Source organism: Bradyrhizobium sp. BR14999, assembly GCF_056106085.1.
Genome location: NZ_CM148536.1, coordinates 8,609,467 through 8,627,457 on the forward strand (window position 1 = coordinate 8,609,467; position 17,991 = coordinate 8,627,457).

Sequence of the window (17,991 nt, forward strand, 5' to 3'; positions counted from 1 at the left end):
CTACATTATCTGTAGCATGACGCAAGAGGCGACGATGTCGAAGCAGGCCACTACCAGATCGCGCAGCGTGCGCGGCTCGCGCACCGGGCGGCCGATCATGGCGCTGCTCGACCTCCTGGGGCGGCGCTGGAGCCTGCGGATTCTGTGGGAATTGCGCGGCGGCCCCCTCACCTCCCGCGGCTTGCGCTCCGCCTGCGACGAAGCTTCGCCGACGGTGCTGCAGGCGCGGCTGAGCGAGCTGCGCGAGGCGGGATTCGTGGAGCTGGGCGAGGCCGGAGGCTATGGGCTGACGCCGCTGGGGCGAGAATTGTGCGAGACGTTCATGCCGCTGCACAAGTTTGCGGAGAGGTGGAGGAGGTAGAGCTTCTCGCTTACCCTCCCCTGGAGGGGGAGGGTCGGCTCACATGAAGCGCAGCGAAATGTGAGACGGGGTGGGGTGACGGTCTCTCCACAGAAGCGGTGCCCGAGTAGAGAGATCACCCCACCCCGCTCGCGCTACGCGCGATCGACCCTCCCCCTCCAGGGTAGGGTAAGAGCGCTATGCCGCTGCCACCGTCAAATTCGCGCCGTCCACCTGCACCACCTTCACCCTTGTCCCCGCCGGTGTATCCGGGCCGGCAACACGCCAGACCGTGTCACCGATACGCACGGTGCCACTGCCGTCGATGATCGGCTTCTCCAGCGTGAACTCGCGCCCGAGAAGCGCCTCGGTGCGCTTGTTCAGGAACGGGCTCGTGCTTGCGTCCGGCTTCGGCCGAGCGAGGCGGCGCCACACCGGCACGGCGGCGGCAGCGAAGACCGCGAACATCACGAGCTGGATCTGCCAGGACACGGCAACAGCGAATGAGATCAGGCCGACCAGCAACGCGGCGAGCCCGAGCCAGAACAGGAACACGCCGGGCGCCAGCACCTCCAGCGCCATCAGAATGAAGCCGAAGATCAGCCAATTCCAGCTGCCAAGCGATGCGAACATGTCGGTCATGACACGATCTCTCTATAATATTGGCGCATGCCCTTGTCGGAAAACCGGTGTCCACTTTTCCGGGGCATGCGCTTTACCCCTGCCGCGGCGGCACCGCCGGCGGCGTGCCGCCGGTCGGCGGCACTGAGCCGGGACGGCGAGCCGCGGCGGCGGCGGACGCTGCACTCTCGCCGAACGTCGCCTTGGCGATCTCGCCGATGCCGGCGAGCGAGCCGAGCATGCTGGTGGCTTCCATCGGCAGCATGATGATCTTCTGGTTCGGCGCGTCCGCGAACTGGCCGAACGCCTTGATATATTTGTCGGCGATGAAATAGTTCAACGCGGCGACGTCGCCCTTGGAGATGGCTTCCGAGACGGCCTGCGTCGCCTTGGCCTCGGCTTCGGCCAGACGCTCGCGCGCTTCGGCATCGCGGAAGGCGGCCTCGCGGCGGCCCTCGGCTTGCAGGATCTGGCCCTGCTTGGCACCCTCGGCGCGCAGGATTTCCGACTGGCGCTGGCCTTCGGCGGCGAGGATGTCGGCGCGCTTGACGCGCTCGGCCTTCATCTGCCGGCCCATGGCTTCGACGAGGTCGGCCGGCGGCACGATGTCCTTGATCTCGATACGGTTGACCTTGACGCCCCAGGGCGAGACCGCGGCGTCGACGACGCGGAGCAGGCGCTCGTTGATCTCGTCGCGATGCGACAACACCTGGTCGAGGTCCATCGAGCCCATCACTGAGCGGATGTTGGTCATGGTCAGGACCGTGATCGCCTGGTTGAGGTTGGCGACTTCGTAGCTCGCCTTGGCGGCATCGAACACCTGGTAGAAGGCGACACCGTCCACCGTCACCGTGGCGTTGTCCTTGGTGATCACCTCCTGCTCGGGAATGTCGATCACCTGCTCCATCATGTTGATCTTGCGCCCGACGCGGTCGAAATAGGGCACGATCAGATTGAGCCCGGGGCTCAAGGTCTGGGTGTATTTGCCGAACCGTTCGATGGTCCAGTCATAGCCCTGCGGCACCGTCTTCACGCCGGCCACCAGCGTGACGATGACGAGCAAAACCAGAACAATCGCGAAAATGTCGAAACCGCTCATATGTCCTCCAAGGCAGGAAAAAGCCCTTTCCCGCGCTGTCATTGGTCGGGATCGCGACCCCACCGGTTCAGCGGTCGCGGGTAACGTCGGCATCAGCGCGATTCTGCACAAGACACGCGGAGAGGGAATGCTCACGATATGTATTTGCGGAAGGCTCTTGAAAGCGAGCGGCGCAGACCTACCGACAAATATTAACGAATCCGGCCATGCCGTCCGCCGCCGGCTTCATTCGATGACGTCGTCCGCGATTGCGAGCAGGCCTGCGGGAAGCGTGACGCCAAGCGCTTTGGCCGTCTTCAGATTGATCGTCAGCTCGAACTTGGTGGGATTCTGGACCGGCAGATCGGCCGCCGGCGCGCCCTTGAGGATACGATCGATGTAGGAAGCCGCGCGGCGCAGCTGCTCGGCGCTGTCGGTGCTGTAGGACATCAGCCCGCCCTCCTCGACGAAGGTGTGGCTCCAGAACACCGCGGGCACGCGCGCCTCCGCGATCGCCGCAAGCAAATCTGCGCGGTTGGCCATGGCGAAGAAGTCCGGCAGGACCAAGAGGCCGCCGTCCTTCCGCGAGGCCAGGGCGGCGATCGAGCCGGCGTCGTTCACCGGCGCGGGCTCGATGGTCACATGGAGCGTCCGCGCCGCCTCTTCGATGGTGCGCAGCATCAGGGGCGCGAACGGCGCGGTGGCGGGGTTGTAGACGACGAAGACGCGGCGGACGGGCGGCGTGACCTGCGTCAGCATCTCCAGCCATTTGCCGGCAAGCGGGCCGTCGTAGTCGGTGAAGCCGGTGACGTTGCCGCCGGGATGGGCGAGGTTTTTGACAAAACCCTGGCTGACAGGATCGGTGACGACGGCGAACACGATCGGGATCGTCGCGGTGCGCTGGCGCAGCTCCTCCACCGAGGGCGTGCCGACCGCGAGCAGGATGTCGGGCTTGAGCGCGACCAGCTCGTCCGCGAGGCGCGCGATCCGCGCCCGGTCACCGCCGCCGCTGCGCCAGTCGATCCGCAGATTATCGCGCTCCTTCCAGCCATGACCGGCGAGCGCCTCGACCAGGATGGTGCTGCGGGCCTGCCCGATCGCATCCTCAGCGGCCGTGACCGAGAGCACGCCGAGCCGGCGCATCGCATCTGGCTGCTGCGCCCGCACTGAGGCCGGCAGCGCCGCAATCATCCCAAGAAGCGCCAGACATTCGCGGCGATTCATGGGGCACATCATCAAATCCAGCCCTGAAGCTCGCGCAGCACGAGAGCGCGGATCACGTCCAGGCCAGGCTCGCTATCGTTGAGGCAGGGGATCGCGGAAAACTGCTCGCCGCCATTGTGCTTGAAAATCTCGGCGTTCTCCTGCGCGATCTCCTCCAGCGTCTCCAGGCAGTCGGCGGAAAAGCCCGGCGTCACCACCGCGATGCGGCGCACGCCGTCTTTCGCCAGACGCTCCATGGTCTTATCCGTATACGGCTGGAGCCACTCGTCATTGCCGAAACGCGACTGGAAGGTCAGCAGCAGCTTTGTCTCGTCCATGCCGAGCCGGCGGCGCAGCGCCTCCGTCGTGGCGATGCAGTGCTGCTGATAGGGATCGCCCTTGTCGACATAGGATTTCGGCATGCCGTGGAAGGAGGCGACGATCAGCTCCGGCTTGAACGGCAGGCTCGCCAGATGCGTCTCGATCGAGGTCGCGAGCGCCTCGATATAGGCCGCGTCCTCGTAATAAGGCGGCGTCACCCGCAGCGTCGGCTGGTTACGTAGGCGGGCGAGCACGCGGAACACCTCGTCGCAGACCGTCGCCGAGGTCGAGGCGGAATATTGCGGATAGAGCGGCACGGCGAGGATGCGCTCGCAGCCCTTCGCGATCAGCGCATCGATGCCCGCTTTGATCGAGGGATTGCCGTAGCGCATCGCCCAGTCCACGACCACATGACCGTGATCTGACAGCACGACCGCGAGCTTGTCGGCTTGCGAGCGCGTGATGGTCTTCAGCGGCGACTCGTTGCGCTCATTGTTCCAGATCTTGCGGTAGTCCAGCGCCTTGGTGCGGGGACGGGTGCGCAGGATGATCCCGTTCAGCACCAGCTTCCAGACCAGGCCCTGGTCCTCGATGACGCGGGCATCCGAGAGGAACTCCTTCAGATAGACCCGCACGCCGGGCGCATCGGCCGTGTCGGGCGTGCCGAGATTGATCAGGAGTACGCCGACGCGCGGCAGGGCGGATTGGGCGGCCGGTTTCGCGCTTTCGACGGGGACGACGCTGGTCATGGCTCTGTGCCTCGCGCGTTGGTCTGAACTTGTCAAGATGAGGCCGGTTTCGCTAGGGTCGCTACCCACGGGAGGGAAGATGACACTCGCGGAATGGTGCGTCCTGGGAGCGCTGCTGCTTTATCTCTCGACGATCGCCTCGATCAAATGGATCAGGTTTCGCACGTTCGACAATTCCCGGCCGCGCGACCCCGCCTTCTGTGCGGATGCCATCGCGCAGCGTGCTCTCGGCGCGCATCAGAACGGCATCGAGACGTTCCCCTTCTTCGCCTTTGCGGTGCTGCTCGCCGAATACAGGGATTCGCCGCAGCGGCTGATCGATGAGCTCGCGGCGCTGTTCCTGATCGTGCGGGTCGCCTATGTGCTGACCTATCTCGGCAACCGGCCGACGCTGCGCTCGATCCTCTGGAGCATCGGCTTTGCGATCAATCTCGGGATCTTCTTCATGCCGGCCTTGAAGCGGTTTCTGCCGGTGTGACTTTCTTCCTTCTCCCCTTGCGGGAGAAGGTGGCGCGAAGCGCCGGATGAGGGGTTCTATCCATTCGCAAGACTGTACGTGAGGAGACAGACCCCTCACCCGTCTCGCCGCTACGCGGCGAGCCACCCTCTCCCGCAAGGGGAGAGGGAGAAAAAGCTCAAAAACACGTCGTCCGTTCGGCGGCGATGTAGCCGAACAACAGGCCGACGCCGAACAGCAATACCAGGCCGGCGGCGCCGAATTCGATGCCGCGCATGAACAGCGCGCCGCCGCCATCGCGCCCGGCGCTGAGGCGGGCGGCGATGTCTTTGGCGGAGACGGCGACGATTGCGATGGCCGCGACCGTGATCGCTGTGCCCAATCCCATCAGGAAAGTCGCGGCGATGCCGGCCCAGAACAGGCCCTGAGCGAGCGCGAACACCAGCACCAGGATCGCCCCCGAGCACGGGCGGATACCGACGGTGAGGATCGCGGCAAAACCGCGCCGCCAGCCGCCGGGGCCGGCGAGCCCGCTCGGGGTCGGACCGTGGGAGTGGCCGCAATGCTCGTCATGGACGTGGTCGTGCCCGTGGTGGTGATGGGCGTGGGCGTGGGCGTGAGTGTGAGTGTGATCGTTGTGATGATGATCGTGGCCATGATGGTCGTGGGCATCATGATGATGGTGATGGCCGTGGCCATGGTGGTCATGCGGCACGCCCACAATCGCCGGCACCGGGCGCGTCGCCTGGAGCGCGCGGATGAACGCACCGCCCTTGACCCAGACGAGCCTCAGGCCGAACAGCGCGATCAGGCCATAGCTCGCGATCTCGATCGCGCCTTCGGCCTTGCACATGGTCTTGGCCGTCGCATTCAGCACCCAGGCCGATATGCCGACGATCAGGATCGCGATCAGCGACTGCATCAGCGCCGAGGCAAACGACAGCGCGATGCCGCGCCGCGCGGTTTCGCGGTTGGCGACGAGATAAGAGGCGATCACCGCCTTGCCATGGCCGGGGCCGGCGGCGTGGAAGATGCCATAGGCAAACGAGATGAAGAGCAGCGTCCACACCGCCGAGCCGTCCGACTTCGCGGCGCGGATGGTCGACGACATCTGGCGATAGAATTCCGACTGCTTTGCCAGCAGCCAGCCGATCAGGCCGCCGGCCTCGGGCTCGGCCGCCTGAGCCGGCCGCGGCGCACCAAAAGGATTATTTTGCGCGAAGAGATCGTGGAGCGCAGCATCAGCCATGCCCAACACGACGACGACCGCCGCACAGGTGAGCAGCCCGCGCGCGAGCGGAGATTGAAGACGACCGATCAAGGGCAATCCACCGTGATCTTGTTGGCGAACATCATGCCGAAATTCGAATTCTCGCCGTTCAGGAAGGTCTGCTCGTTGAGCTTCTGCGCACTCGCGGTGCCGTCATTCGGCCGCTCCAGCTTCATCTGGCAGCCGGCGGGCGCACCGACCAGCTTCACCGGATTGTCCTTGGCCATCTGGAAGTCGATGAAGAAGGAGCGGTCGAACACTTCGAGCACCAGCTGCTTGGGCCTGACCGGGGCCTTCAGCGGCAGCGTGAAGTGGAGGGTCAGCACCGTATCCTTGTAGTCGAGGAAATAGTCGACCGGCTCCTGGAATCGCTCCTTCTTGCCGTCGGCTCGCGCAAAGGTGAAGTAGGCGTATTCCTTGAGCGACTCGACATTGGTCTGCGCCAGCGGCCCGAGCTCCTCGCGCGTATAGGCGCCCTTGGTCTTGCTCTCGAGCCCCTGCACCGCATAGGCCGAGAACATGTCGTCAAAGGTCCAGGCGTGACGGACACCGGTGACGCTGCCATCCGGTGCGTAGAGCAGTTCGCTGGTCGCGGTGATCCAGACATGCGGATGCGCGCTCGCTGCGGGCGCGGCGAACGTCACCGCAGCGGCGACCAGCCATCCGAACAGGCGGCGCATCGGAGGCATCCGAACCGGCAAGATCATGGGCACTCCACCTCGATCGGGACGATGAACAACAGGCCGACAGCGACGTTCGCGCCGCCCTCCTTGAAGGTATCCTCGCTCGCATCCTGCACCAGCTTGCGGTCCCGGTCGTCGCCCGCTGACCGCCGCAGCCATACCTCACAACCGGCTGGCGCACCGACGAGTTTGAGCGGATGCTCTTTTTCCAATCGAAAATCGATAAAAAAGGAACGATCGAAAATAGTCAGGCGAACAGCCTTTGCCTTCACAGGCGTTTTCAGCGGCAGCGTGAAATGCAGAGTGAGGTGGTCGTCCTTGTAATCGAAGAAGTAATCGACCGGCTCTGCAAACGGGAGCCTCTCGTTTACCCTCAAGAAGGTGAAGTAGGCGTTATCCTTCAGCGACTCGACCTGGGTCTGCGCCAACGGCGCCAGCTCCTCGCGGGTATAGGCGGCCTTAGACTTCCCCCCAAGCCCCTGCACAGCATTGGCCGAGAATGCGTCGTCAAAGGTCCAGGCGTGGCGGAGGCCAGTGACGCTGCCGTCTTCGGCGTAGAGCAGCTCGCTGGTCGCGGTGATCCAGACATGCGGATGCGCGCGCGCCGCGCCCGCCACGAGCGTCATCGCGGCGGCAAGCAGCCATCCGAACAGGCGGCGCATGCTCATCAGGCCGCCTTGGCGTCGTCGAGCAGGCCGCGGCGGCGCAGCAGCGCGTCGGGCTCGGGCGGGCGGCCGCGGAAAGCCTCATAGGCGGCCTCCGGATCGACCGAGCCGCCCGAGGCGTAGATGTCGTCGTGCAGGCGCTTGGCGACCGCGGGATCGAAGATGTCGCCGACCTCCTCGAACGCGCCGAAGGCGTCGGCGTCCATCACCTCCGACCACATGTAGCTGTAGTAGCCGGCGGCATAATGATCGCCGGTGAAGATGTGGCCGAATTGCGTGGGACGGTGACGTAGCGAGATTTCCTCGGGCATGCCGATCTTCTCCAGCTCCTTCTTCTCGAAGGCGCGCACGTCGTGCGCGGCGGACGCCGGCTGGGTGTGGAATTCGAGATCGACCAGCGCCGAGGAGACGAACTCGACCGTGGCAAAACCCTGGTTGAATTTTCGCGCGGCGAGGAAGCGTTGCAGGAGGTCCTCCGGCAGGGGCTCGCCGGTCTGGTGGTGGCGAGCGAACTTCTGCAGCACCTCGGGCCGCTCCTGCCAGTGCTCGTAGAGCTGGGACGGCAGCTCGACGAAGTCGGTGAACACTGAGGTGCCCGACAGCGAGGGGTAGGTGACGTTGGAGAGCATGCCGTGCAGGCCGTGGCCGAACTCGTGGAACAGGGTGCGGGCGTCGTCGGGCGACAGCAGTGAAGGCTCGCCGCCGGCTCCCTTGGCAAAATTGCAGATGTTGAGAACCAGCGGCGCGACGTCGCCGTCGAGCTTTTGCTGGTCGCGCAGCGAGGTCATCCACGCGCCGGAGCGCTTCGAGGGCCGGGCGAAGTAGTCGCCATAGAACAGCGCCTTGTGCTTGCCGTCCCTGCCCTTCACCTCCCAGACCCGGACGTCCGGGTGCCAGACCGGAACATCCTTACGCTCCTCGAAGGTGATGCCGAACAGGCGCGTGGCGCAGTCGAAGGCGGCGGCGATCATGTGGTCGAGCGACAGATAGGGCTTGATCGCGGCGTCGTCGAAATTGGCGCGCTGAAGGCGCAGCTTCTCGGCGTAGAAACGCCAGTCCCAGGGGGCGAGCTTGAAATTGCCGCCCTCTTCCGCGATCAGCGCCTGCATGTCGTCGCGGTCAGCGAGCGCGCGCGTCCTCGCCGGCTTCCAGACCCGCTCCAAAAGGCCCCGCACCGCTTCCGGCGTCTTGGCCATGGAATCTTCGAGCCGGTAGGCGGCGAAGGTCGGGTAGCCCAGGAGCTTGGCGCTCTCTTCGCGCAGCTTCAGGATCTCGACGATGGTTGCGTTGTTGTCGTTGGCGTTGCCGTTGTCGCCCCGCGCAGTGAAGGCCTTGTAGACCTTCTCGCGCAGGTCGCGCCGCGCCGAGCTCTTCAGGAACTGTTCGACCGACGAGCGCGACAGCGTGACGATGGCTTTGCCTTCCATGCCGCGCTCTTCTGCCGCAGCCTTGGCACCGGCGACAAAGCTCTCCGGCAGGCCCTGGCGGTCGGCCTCGCCGAGCTCCAGGACCCAGTCCTGCTCGTCGCCAAGCAGGTGATGGCTGAAGCTGGTGCCGAGCTGGGCGAGCCTCTCGTTGATCTCCGCCATCCGCGTCTTGGCCTCGTCGGAGAGGCCGGCGCCGGAACGGTGGAAGCGGGTGTAGGTGCGCTCCAACAGGCGCAGCTGCTCGGGCGTGAGACCGAGATTGGCGCGGTTCTCGTGCAGCTGGGCGATGCGGCCAAACAGCACGGCGTTCATCATGATCGGATTCCAGTGCCGTGCCATCCGCAAGGAGACCTCCTTGTCGATCTCCAGGATGGCCGGGTTGGAATGCGCCGAGACGAGATCGTAGAAGACCGCCGCGACCTTGCTCAAGAGCTTGCCTGAGCGCTCCAGCGCCGTGATGGTGTTGGCGAAGTCGGGCGCGGCTGGATCGTTGGTGATCGCCGCGATCTCGGCGGAGTGATCGGCGAAGGCCTGCTCGTAGGCCGGGAGGAAGTGCTCCGGCTTGATCTCGTCGAAAGGCGGGGTCGCGAACGGCGTCACCCAGGCCCTCAGCAGCGGGTTGGTCTCGGCGTCCGTAGTTTGGCGCAGTTCTGACATCACAAGTCCCGATTTTTGAGCCAATTTGTTGCAGCCAGCTATAGCACGCGATGGGGCTTTTTTGGGCCGTTTGCCCTTGCTCCCGGCCGCCTTTTCGGGGAGATTGCGGCCCTCGAAGACACGGGATCCCTGAGCTCATGAACGCGCCTGCCTCCTCTTCCCGCCAGATCGCCTGGCCGAGCGTCATCACCGTCATCAGCGCCGCCATCCTGATTGGCGCGGAGGTGTTCGGCGCGGCGTTTGCCGGCGGCTGGGCGCTCGCGATCCTGTTCGGGCTCGGCGACCAGGGCGCGCACATCCTTCAGGCCGTGCTGTTCACACTGGGCGTGCTGGTGATGACCGCGTTCATCCGCGGAGCTCAGCGCGTCGAGCCGTTCACGAAGCGCCGCTGACGCTTCGTCGCGCGCGAGACACGCGCGCTGCGCAGAAAACTTAACGCGCGTTCATCTTCCGCGTCGCTCGCGCAACGCTGCGCAAGCAGGTGTTAGGCAATTCTGTTCTCAGCCTAAAAAAATTCTTGCGAAGCAGAGTCAAAACGCTTATGTGCGGATTTGCCCAATTTCGCACGTGCCTGTGGTCGTGTGTCAGTCGGTAGGTATCCGGACAAGAGGCCGGACAGCCGCCAAGGGGTGAAGAAGCCGAGGGGCTCTTCGGAAGTGCGGAAGTCAAAAGACCGAAGGTCGCAAGACCTGAAGGTCCAAAGATGAAGCAGACCCGGAGCGTCCAGCATCTCTCTCAAGAGATGCCATGTCGAAGGTGACTTCACTTTTTGCAACCGTGACTGGCAGCCGGAGGCGAACCGGCGCACCCCGCTCTCAACGGGGGACGCGACTTAAAGCAACGACGGATCGGGCTTTTTTGGTCTCTACCGGCAGTCCAACGCCGGCGCGGGCTACTGAAAAGGCTTGTCCTTCATTGCCAGGTGTGCGGGCGGGAAAACTCCCAACCAATCCACGGCAGCACAATTCGGTCCAGGGGTCTTGCCCTGTCGCGTCTCCATCGTGCGGCAGCGGCGTAGCACCCTCGTCCGAGAACCACTTTGAACGAGCTCCGTCGCTGGGGCCGCTTTGGAGAGTGCTATGACCGAACGTATCCAGGAATTCCTGCGCAATCGCCGCAAGGATGGCCTCGACACCGAGCCGTGCCTCGTCGTCGACCTCGAGGTCGTGCGCGACAATTACCAGAGCTTCGCCAAGGCACTGCCCGACAGCCGCGTGTTCTACGCCGTCAAGGCGAACCCGGCGCCGGAAGTGCTGGCCCTGCTCGCCTCCATGGGCTCCTGCTTCGACACCGCGACCGTCGCCGAGATCGAGATGGCGCTGGCCGCGGGTGCGACGCCGGATCGCATCTCCTTCGGCAACACGATCAAGAAGGAGCGCGACATCGCGCGCGCCTTCGCGCTCGGCATTCGGCTGTTCGCCGTGGACTGCGCCGCCGAGGTCGAGAAGGTCGCCCGTGCCGCCCCCGGTGCGAAGGTGTTCTGCCGCATCCTCTATGACTGCGCCGGCGCCGAATGGCCGCTGTCGCGCAAGTTCGGCTGCGATCCGGAAATGGCGGTCGAGGTGCTCGACCTCGCCAAGCGCCTCCGCTTGGAGCCGTACGGCATCTCCTTCCATGTCGGCTCGCAGCAGCGCAAGGTGAAGGCATGGGACCGTGCGCTGGCGATGGCCTCGCAGGTGTTCCGCGACTGCGCCGAGCGCGGCATCAACCTGTCCATGGTCAACATGGGCGGCGGCTTCCCGACCAAGTACCTGAAGGACGTGCCACCGGTCGTGACCTACGGCCGGTCGATCTTCCGCGCGCTGCGCAAGCACTTCGGCAACCAGATCCCGGAGACCATCATCGAGCCGGGCCGCGGCATGGTGGGCAACGCCGGCATCATCGAATCCGAGGTCGTGCTCATCTCGAAGAAGAGCGACGAGGACGAGGTGCGCTGGGTGTACCTGGACATCGGCAAGTTCGGCGGCCTCGCCGAGACCATGGACGAGTCGATCCGGTACGCCATCCGCACCCGTCACGACAGCGCGGACATGACGCCGTGCGTGCTCGCGGGGCCGACCTGCGACAGCGCCGACGTGCTGTACGAGAAGACCCCATATCCGCTTCCCGTGACGCTTGAGATCGGCGACAAGGTGCTGATCGAAGGCACCGGAGCCTATACGTCGACCTACTCGTCGGTGGCGTTCAACGGCATCCCGCCGCTGAAGACCTACCACATCTGATCCGCCTCTCTTTCGAGGCCTGACGAACCCGGGAGCCGGCCCTGCCGGCTCCTCCCTCACATTTCGATTTCTGACGACGTCTTGGACCGGCGTGCTCGCTCACGTCGGTTCAAGCGGGGACTGACGCGCCATGACTGCTCCTCGGAAGCCACAGATCGCCCTCACCTCGAAAGCCGCTCCGTTTGCGATCCGCAGCGAGCGTGCTGGCGACGTCGCGATGCGTGAAGCGCTGCTAGATGCCTGCTTTGGCGAGAACCGCCATGGCCGCACCTGCCAGCGCCTGCGCGACGGACGCGCGCCTGCCGCAGGCCTTGCCCTGTCGGCCGTGCGCGAGGGACAACTCGTGGGAACCGTGCGGCTGTGGCACGTCAGCGCCGGAGGCAGGCCCGCTCTGGTCCTCGGACCGCTGGCGGTCGACCCTGCCTGCCGCGAGCTCGGGATCGGCGCCGCGCTGATGCATCAAGCGCTGGCCGCCGCCCGGGCGCGCGGGCATGCTGCGGTGATCCTGCTCGGCGATGCCCCCTACTACGCGCGCTTCGGCTTCTCGGCCGACAAGACCGGCGCGCTGTCGCTGCCCGGCCCGTTCGAGCGCGACCGGCTGCTGGCGATCGAGTTCGCGGAAGGCGCGCTCGATGGCGCCGAAGGGATGATCGTTCCGACCGGAGCGGCCCTGCCCAAACGGAGGGCGGTTCGCGCTCTCCAGGCGCACGCGGCCTAAGGGATTGCCATGATGGCAACGACCGACGCCGCATCCAGCGGCCGTCCCCGGCTGCGCCTGACTTGATGCCTGTTCCTTTGGGGTTGCGCGGGCCCGAGAAACGCCCTTTAACCCCGCGAAACATCCCCCTTCAGTCGAGGTCCGAGAGCATGTCCCGTCGCCTGATTTCCACCGGCTCCCCGTTCGAGAAGACCGCCGGCTACAGCCGCGCCGTGATCGATGGCGAATTCGCCTTCGTCGCAGGAACCACCGGCTATGACTACACGACCATGACAATGCCGGTCGATGTCACGAGCCAGTCACGCAACTGCTTCAAGACCATCGAAGCTGCCCTGAAGGAGGGCGGATTCGAGATGGCCGATATCGTCCGCGTGACCTATTACCTCACCGACATCAAAGATGCAGACGCGCATTTCGCCGTCTGCGGCGAAGTCCTCGGAGACATCCGCCCGGCTGCAACGCTGATCGCCGTCTCAGCGCTCTACAAGCCCGAGATGAAGGTCGAGATCGAAGTCACCGCCAAGCGGCGTAGCGCCTGATCCACCCCTCACCCATTGTCTGCCAGCACGTTCCGGAGAAACCATCCCATGAGTCCCGCCTCGCAGATCTACGCGAAGATCACCGGTCCCATCGTCATGGTCGGCTTCGGCTCCATCGGCAAAGGCACGTTGCCGCTGATCGAGCGGCATCTCGATTACGACAAGTCGCGCGTCACCGTGATCGATCCCAAGGATGAGGGCCGCAAGGCGCATTGCGAGAAGCACAATGTCCGCTTCATCCAGAAGGGCGTGACCAAGGACAATTATCGGGAGTTGCTGACCCCGCTGCTCACCGAAGGCGGCGGCCAGGGCTTTTGCGTCAATCTCTCAGTCGACACCGGCTCCACCGACATCATGGAGCTCTGCAACGAACTTGGCGCGCTCTACATCGACACGGTCAACGAGCCCTGGCTCGGCTTCTATTTCGACGCTTCGAAGGGCCCGGAAGCGCGCTCCAACTACGCCCTTCGCGAAGTGACGCTGGCCGCCAAGAAAGCGCGGCCTAAGGGCTCGACGACGGCCGTCTCCTGCTGTGGCGCCAATCCCGGCATGGTCTCCTTTTTCGTCAAGCAGGCGCTGCTCAATGTCGCCGCGGATCTGAAGCTCAATGCCCCCAAGCCGAAGACCAAAGCCGAATGGGCGGACCTGATGCGGCAAGCCGGCGTCAAGGGCATCCACATCGCCGAACGCGACACCCAGCGCTCCAAGAAGCCGAAGGAGCCCGACGTCTTCGTCAACACCTGGTCGGTGGAAGGCTTTCTGTCGGAAGGCGTGCAGCCGTCCGAACTCGGTTGGGGCACCCACGAAAAATGGATGCCCGAGAATGCGCGGACCCACGAAGCCGGCTGCGGCGCCGCCATCTATCTGATGCAGCCCGGCGCCAACACGCGCGTGCGCACATGGTGCCCGACCCGCGGCGCGCAGTATGGCTTCCTCGTCACCCACAACGAGTCGATCTCGATCTCCGACTACTTCACGGTGCGTGACGCATCGGGCACGGCGATCTACCGGCCGACCTGCCACTATGCCTACCATCCGGCCGACGATGCCGTACTGTCGCTGCATGAAATGTTCGGCCGCGCGGCGAAGATGCAGGAAAAGCACCACATCCTCGATGAGAACGAAATCGTCGATGGCATCGACGAGCTCGGCGTGCTGCTGTTCGGCCACGACAACAATGCCTACTGGTACGGCTCGCAGCTCTCCATCGAAGAGACCCGCAGGCTCGCGCCCTACCAGAACGCCACCGGCCTGCAAGTGACCTCCGCCGTGCTCGGCGGCATGGTGTGGGCGCTGGAGAACCCGAACGAAGGCATCGTCGAAGCCGACGAGATGGATTTCGACCGTCTGCTGGAAATCCAGCTGCCTTATCTCGGCCCGGTGAAGGGCTTCTACACCGACTGGACGCCGCTGACGGATCGCCCGGGACTATTCCCGGAAGATATCGATACGAGCGATCCCTGGCAGTTCCGGAATATTCTGGTGCGGTGAGGGCGTCTCGCCCTAAAGCACCACTGTCATGCCCCGGCTTGGCAATGGCTTTGCCGGGGCATCCAGTACGTCGCGGCTTCTCCGTATCCACGCTCCGTCTCTGGAATACTGGATCACCCGCTTTCGCGGGTGATGACACCGAGTGCCGTGGCTAGGAGGGCGGCCGCAAACTACTTCTTCTCAATCGGCGGCGCGACCTTCTCGGCTGGAGCGGGCGGCAGCGTGGGCTTGGTCGCCGCGCCCTGCGTCTGAGGATCGGGCCGTGCGGGCTCGGGGGCCGGCGTGGTCGGGCGATCACCGCCGGGCTTGGACTCGGCGGGCGTCTTGCTCTGATCGTCGGACGGGGTGCCCTGGAGCGGTGGCGTTGCCTGCGCCATCTGCAGCCGGCTCTCGGCGCGAATCTGCGCCAGCGACAGGCCCGACACCACGACGCCTGCTGCGAACAGCGAGCAGGCGATCATCAGGTCGAGCTTCAGTCTGCGCTTGTCATTGCCTGTCATGTCGATCACCGCATTTGTCCGTGGGATCAACGAAATGGCCGCGCGCGGGTTCCGAGCCGGCAAGGTGGGAACCGCACACCGGCGCGCCAGAACGCCGCGCTCAATCCGTGGTGCTGACTTCCCAGGTGGCGTGGCGCACGCCCGGAAGGTGCTGGAGGTCCGTCGCCACTGCGTTCAGTTCGTTCGGATCGACCGCGGTCGCAACCAGCTTTGCGACGATCTCCAGGATGTCGTCGCCGATCTCGGCCACATCGATATCAGCGACCGAATATTTCGCGGCTTCCAACCTCTCGACGAGGCGGTCGCGCATGTCAGGCAGCGCGTCGGCCGCGACCGCCAGCTTGAAGTAGTAGGTCGCCTCCAGTGCCCGCTCATTCAGCGGAATGCGGTTGATGGCATTGACCAGCGGGCGCAGCAGCGTGTTGCCGGCGATGACGAACACGGTCAGCACCGCGGCTTGCGCGACCATGTCGGCGCCGGCACAGGAGCCGACCGCGGCCGAGGCCCACAGCGTCGCGGCCGTATTGAGCCCGCGCACGTCCATGCCCTGCTTCATGATGACACCGGCGCCGAGGAAGCCGATGCCGGATACGACATAGGAGATCACTCGCACCGCGCCGTCTGCGCCATCCAGATGCATGGCGAGATCGACGAAGGCGGCGGCGCCGACCGCGACCAGCACGTTGGTGCGCAGGCCCGCCGTGCGCTGGCGATACTGTCGCTCGGCGCCGATCAGCGTCCCCAGCACAAAGGCCGTAAACAGGCTGATCAGCGTGTCCGCAAAGTCGGCAATCTGGAATGTCGTCAGAAACCGCATGTATTCGCGCCGCCATTGAGGATGCGGTAGGGTGGGCAAAGGCGCGCTCTTCGCGCGACGTGCCCACCACCTTTGTTTCGCGGAGAGATGGTGGGCACGGCGCAAGGGCGCCTTTGCCCACCCTACGGCCGTAACGATGACGAATTAAAGCTCCAGCAGGCCGCCGTCCCCATTTTCATCCGCGAACGCCAGCAGCGTGCCCTTGGCGTTCCAGGCGAGTCCGGCGACCGGCGGGGTGCCGTTGCGGCGGACCAGGATCTCCGCGCCGTCCTCCAGCCGCACCAGCAGCACGGTGCCGTCGCTGTAGCCGGCGGCGAGGATGTCGTTCTTGGGGTGGCAGGCCACCACCGCCACGCGCGCCTGCAGCGGCGCGAGCATCGCGGGCTCCTTGCCCATCGGACCGTCCTTGCCGGCGAACGGCCACAGGATCACGGTGTCGGCGCCCGAGGTCGCCAGCGCCTTGCCGCCCGCGCTCCAGGACATCGAGCGGACGCGGCCGGGATAGCCGGTCATGCGCATGTGCCTGTTGTCGGCGAGCCGCCAGCCGTGCAGCGCCGCCTCGTGCATCGCAGTGACCAGGAATTTGTTGTCCGGGCTGAAGGTGACGCCGAGATGCGAGCCGGCCCAGGGCAGGAATTCGGCCGTAGCAGCCATGTTGGGAAACCACAGCGTCGCGCCGTTGTAATGCGCGATCGCGAGCCGCAGGCCTTTCGGCGCGAACGCAAGCCCGCCGACGGTCGAGGGCACCTCGATCGACTTCTCCTCGTTCTTGCCGCTCTTGACGGTCGCCGTCTTGCCGGCCGACCAGGCGAAGGCGCCATCTGGATGCAGCGCCACCGCGTCGATCCAGCGCCGCTTCGGATCAGTGGCGAGCAGTGTCACCTCGCCCTTGGCGTCGAGCGACACGACCTTGCCGTCGTCGCCGCCCATGACGAGGCGCTTGCCGTCGGAGGCGGTCGAGAGGATGCCGCCGCTATGCACGGCGACCTTGCTGATCTCGCCCTTGGCATCGACCAGCGCGACATTCTCCTCGCCGCCGACGAAGGCGGCCCGATCGGCGAGGAAATGCGCTGACGTCACGGCCATGCCGAGCGCGACCGGCTTGACGCGGTCGGTGACGGAAACGATCGAGGCGGAGTCGGGAGCCGGCGTAAACTCTTTCATCACGAGACGATGCAGCTCTCGAAGCCTTTACGGATGGCTTCTTCCGGCAGTTCGCGGCCGATGAAGATGAGGCGGCTCTCGCGCGACTCGCCCTCCTTCCACTTCCGCTGGTGGTTGCCCTCCAGCATCATGTGGACGCCCTGGAAGACGTAGCGGTCGTCATCGTCGTGAAAGGCGAGGATGCCCTTGGAGCGCAGGATCTTGCCGCCCTCGATCTGCACCAGGTTCTGGAGCCAGGGCATGAACACGTTGGGATCGAGCGGCTTGTCGGTCTTCAGCGCTAGCGATTGCATGTCCTCGTCGTGATAGTGCTTCAGGCCATGGCCGTGATCATGGTGATGGTGATGGTCGTGGCCATGGTGATCATGGTCGTGGTCATGATCATCGGCCTCCAGGAAATCGGGCTCGATGTCGAGGATGCGGTCGAGGTCGAACGCGCCGCGATCGAGCACGTCGGCCAGCGCCACCGAGCAGCGCTCGGTGCGATGCAGCTTCGCATAGGGGTTGATGCCGCGGATGCGGGCCTCGACCTCGGCGAGCTCGCCTTTGTTGACCAGATCGGTCTTGTTCAGCACGATCACGTCGGCAAAGGCGATCTGGTTCTTGGCCTCGGGCGCGTCCTTGAGCCGGTCGGACAACCATTTGGCATCGGCAACCGTGACCACCGCATCGAGGCGGGCGTTCTTCTGCACGTCCTCGTCGACGAAGAAGGTCTGGGCGACCGGCGCCGGATCGGCAAGGCCGGTGGTCTCGACGATGATGGCGTCGAACTTGCCCTTGCGCTTCATCAAGCCGTCCATGATGCGCACGAGGTCGCCGCGCACGGTGCAGCAGATGCAGCCGTTGTTCATCTCGAACACTTCCTCATCGGCGCCGATGATGAGGTCGTTGTCGATGCCGATCTCGCCGAATTCGTTGACGATGACGGCGTATTTCTTGCCGTGGTTTTCCGACAGGATGCGGTTCAAAAGCGTGGTCTTGCCGGCGCCGAGATAGCCGGTCAGTACGGTCACGGGAATTTTTGGGGCAGTCGCTTCAGACATAACAACTCCGGACTTTAAGGCTTTTC

General features: G+C 64.9%; 19 protein-coding genes. 7 read left to right on the forward strand and 12 right to left on the reverse strand.

The features are described from left to right. The first annotated feature begins 34 nt into the window (after positions 1 to 34). The gene (locus ACR9YP_RS40170; protein WP_474218680.1) at positions 35 to 361 is read left to right on the forward strand and encodes a winged helix-turn-helix transcriptional regulator; all 327 of its coding nucleotides are present in this window, start codon (positions 35 to 37) and stop codon (positions 359 to 361) included. A gap of 177 nt (positions 362 to 538) precedes the next feature. On the opposite strand, the gene ACR9YP_RS40175 is transcribed toward ACR9YP_RS40170, so the two are convergent. The 4 genes from ACR9YP_RS40175 to hemH all read right to left on the reverse strand — a co-directional run bounded on the left by ACR9YP_RS40175 (position 539) and on the right by hemH (position 4,312). Further along, on the reverse strand, positions 539 to 982 hold the full coding sequence (locus ACR9YP_RS40175) for an NfeD family protein (protein ID WP_091892100.1): 444 nt from the start codon (positions 980 to 982) through the stop codon (positions 539 to 541). Positions 983 to 1,055: 73 nt separating this feature from the next. Next, complete coding sequence (locus ACR9YP_RS40180; protein ID WP_438105521.1) at positions 1,056 to 2,060, reverse strand: SPFH domain-containing protein; 1,005 nt, start codon at positions 2,058 to 2,060, stop codon at positions 1,056 to 1,058. A 225-nt stretch (positions 2,061 to 2,285) separates the two neighbouring features. After that, on the reverse strand, positions 2,286 to 3,263 hold the full coding sequence (locus ACR9YP_RS40185) for an ABC transporter substrate-binding protein (protein ID WP_474218681.1): 978 nt from the start codon (positions 3,261 to 3,263) through the stop codon (positions 2,286 to 2,288). An 11-nt stretch (positions 3,264 to 3,274) separates the two neighbouring features. Next, positions 3,275 to 4,312 carry a ferrochelatase gene (hemH, locus tag ACR9YP_RS40190; RefSeq protein WP_474218682.1) on the reverse strand — a complete coding sequence of 346 codons (1,038 nt, stop codon included), beginning with the start codon at positions 4,310 to 4,312 and terminating at the stop codon, positions 3,275 to 3,277. Positions 4,313 to 4,391: 79 nt separating this feature from the next. Between hemH and ACR9YP_RS40195 the strand changes: the two genes are divergently transcribed. Beyond that, a complete protein-coding gene (locus tag ACR9YP_RS40195; protein ID WP_474218683.1) occupies positions 4,392 to 4,790 on the forward strand; it encodes an MAPEG family protein in 399 nt (132 codons plus the stop codon). 157 nt (positions 4,791 to 4,947) lie between these two features. Here ACR9YP_RS40195 and ACR9YP_RS40200 read toward each other — a convergent pair whose 3' ends face one another. From ACR9YP_RS40200 to ACR9YP_RS40215, 4 genes are read right to left on the reverse strand one after another with little or no spacing between them, the layout of a single operon-like run. Next, entirely contained in the window at positions 4,948 to 6,096 is a 1,149-nt protein-coding gene (locus ACR9YP_RS40200; RefSeq protein ID WP_474218684.1) for a nickel/cobalt transporter, read from the reverse strand. Beyond that, entirely contained in the window at positions 6,087 to 6,719 is a 633-nt protein-coding gene (locus ACR9YP_RS40205; protein WP_474221205.1) for a DUF1007 family protein, read from the reverse strand. The genes ACR9YP_RS40200 and ACR9YP_RS40205 overlap by 10 nt, the downstream gene beginning before the upstream one ends. Before the next feature lie 23 nt (positions 6,720 to 6,742). Beyond that, the gene (locus ACR9YP_RS40210) at positions 6,743 to 7,390 is read right to left on the reverse strand and encodes a DUF1007 family protein (protein WP_474218685.1); all 648 of its coding nucleotides are present in this window, start codon (positions 7,388 to 7,390) and stop codon (positions 6,743 to 6,745) included. Continuing rightward, positions 7,390 to 9,471 (reverse strand): M3 family metallopeptidase, encoded by a 2,082-nt coding sequence (locus tag ACR9YP_RS40215; RefSeq protein ID WP_474218686.1) that lies wholly within the window; start codon positions 9,469 to 9,471, stop codon positions 7,390 to 7,392. The genes ACR9YP_RS40210 and ACR9YP_RS40215 overlap by 1 nt, the downstream gene beginning before the upstream one ends. A 137-nt stretch (positions 9,472 to 9,608) precedes the next feature. Here ACR9YP_RS40215 and ACR9YP_RS40220 point away from each other — a divergent pair, with 137 nt between their 5' ends. The 5 genes from ACR9YP_RS40220 to ACR9YP_RS40240 all read left to right on the forward strand — a co-directional run bounded on the left by ACR9YP_RS40220 (position 9,609) and on the right by ACR9YP_RS40240 (position 14,441). After that, positions 9,609 to 9,863: a hypothetical protein gene (locus ACR9YP_RS40220; RefSeq protein WP_091892120.1), complete on the forward strand. Its 255-nt coding sequence runs from the start codon at positions 9,609 to 9,611 to the stop codon at positions 9,861 to 9,863. Between the two features lie 687 nt (positions 9,864 to 10,550). Beyond that, a complete protein-coding gene (locus ACR9YP_RS40225; protein WP_370986464.1) occupies positions 10,551 to 11,693 on the forward strand; it encodes a type III PLP-dependent enzyme in 1,143 nt (380 codons plus the stop codon). A 130-nt stretch (positions 11,694 to 11,823) separates the two neighbouring features. After that, positions 11,824 to 12,411: a GNAT family N-acetyltransferase gene (locus tag ACR9YP_RS40230; protein ID WP_370986465.1), complete on the forward strand. Its 588-nt coding sequence runs from the start codon at positions 11,824 to 11,826 to the stop codon at positions 12,409 to 12,411. A gap of 149 nt (positions 12,412 to 12,560) precedes the next feature. Beyond that, on the forward strand, positions 12,561 to 12,950 hold the full coding sequence (locus ACR9YP_RS40235) for a RidA family protein (protein WP_370986466.1): 390 nt from the start codon (positions 12,561 to 12,563) through the stop codon (positions 12,948 to 12,950). Between the two features lie 48 nt (positions 12,951 to 12,998). After that, positions 12,999 to 14,441, forward strand: coding sequence for a homospermidine synthase (locus ACR9YP_RS40240; protein ID WP_474218687.1), 1,443 nt, complete (start codon positions 12,999 to 13,001; stop codon positions 14,439 to 14,441). A gap of 170 nt (positions 14,442 to 14,611) precedes the next feature. Here ACR9YP_RS40240 and ACR9YP_RS40245 read toward each other — a convergent pair whose 3' ends face one another. The 4 genes from ACR9YP_RS40245 to ACR9YP_RS40260 all read right to left on the reverse strand — a co-directional run bounded on the left by ACR9YP_RS40245 (position 14,612) and on the right by ACR9YP_RS40260 (position 17,965). Further along, complete coding sequence (locus ACR9YP_RS40245) at positions 14,612 to 14,941, reverse strand: hypothetical protein (protein WP_370986519.1); 330 nt, start codon at positions 14,939 to 14,941, stop codon at positions 14,612 to 14,614. A gap of 100 nt (positions 14,942 to 15,041) precedes the next feature. Beyond that, positions 15,042 to 15,758: an MgtC/SapB family protein gene (locus ACR9YP_RS40250; RefSeq protein ID WP_091892133.1), complete on the reverse strand. Its 717-nt coding sequence runs from the start codon at positions 15,756 to 15,758 to the stop codon at positions 15,042 to 15,044. Between the two features lie 144 nt (positions 15,759 to 15,902). Next, on the reverse strand, positions 15,903 to 16,922 hold the full coding sequence (locus ACR9YP_RS40255) for a WD40 repeat domain-containing protein (protein WP_438110580.1): 1,020 nt from the start codon (positions 16,920 to 16,922) through the stop codon (positions 15,903 to 15,905). Then, positions 16,922 to 17,965: a CobW family GTP-binding protein gene (locus ACR9YP_RS40260; protein ID WP_370986468.1), complete on the reverse strand. Its 1,044-nt coding sequence runs from the start codon at positions 17,963 to 17,965 to the stop codon at positions 16,922 to 16,924. The genes ACR9YP_RS40255 and ACR9YP_RS40260 overlap by 1 nt, the downstream gene beginning before the upstream one ends. Positions 17,966 to 17,991: the final 26 nt, after the last annotated feature.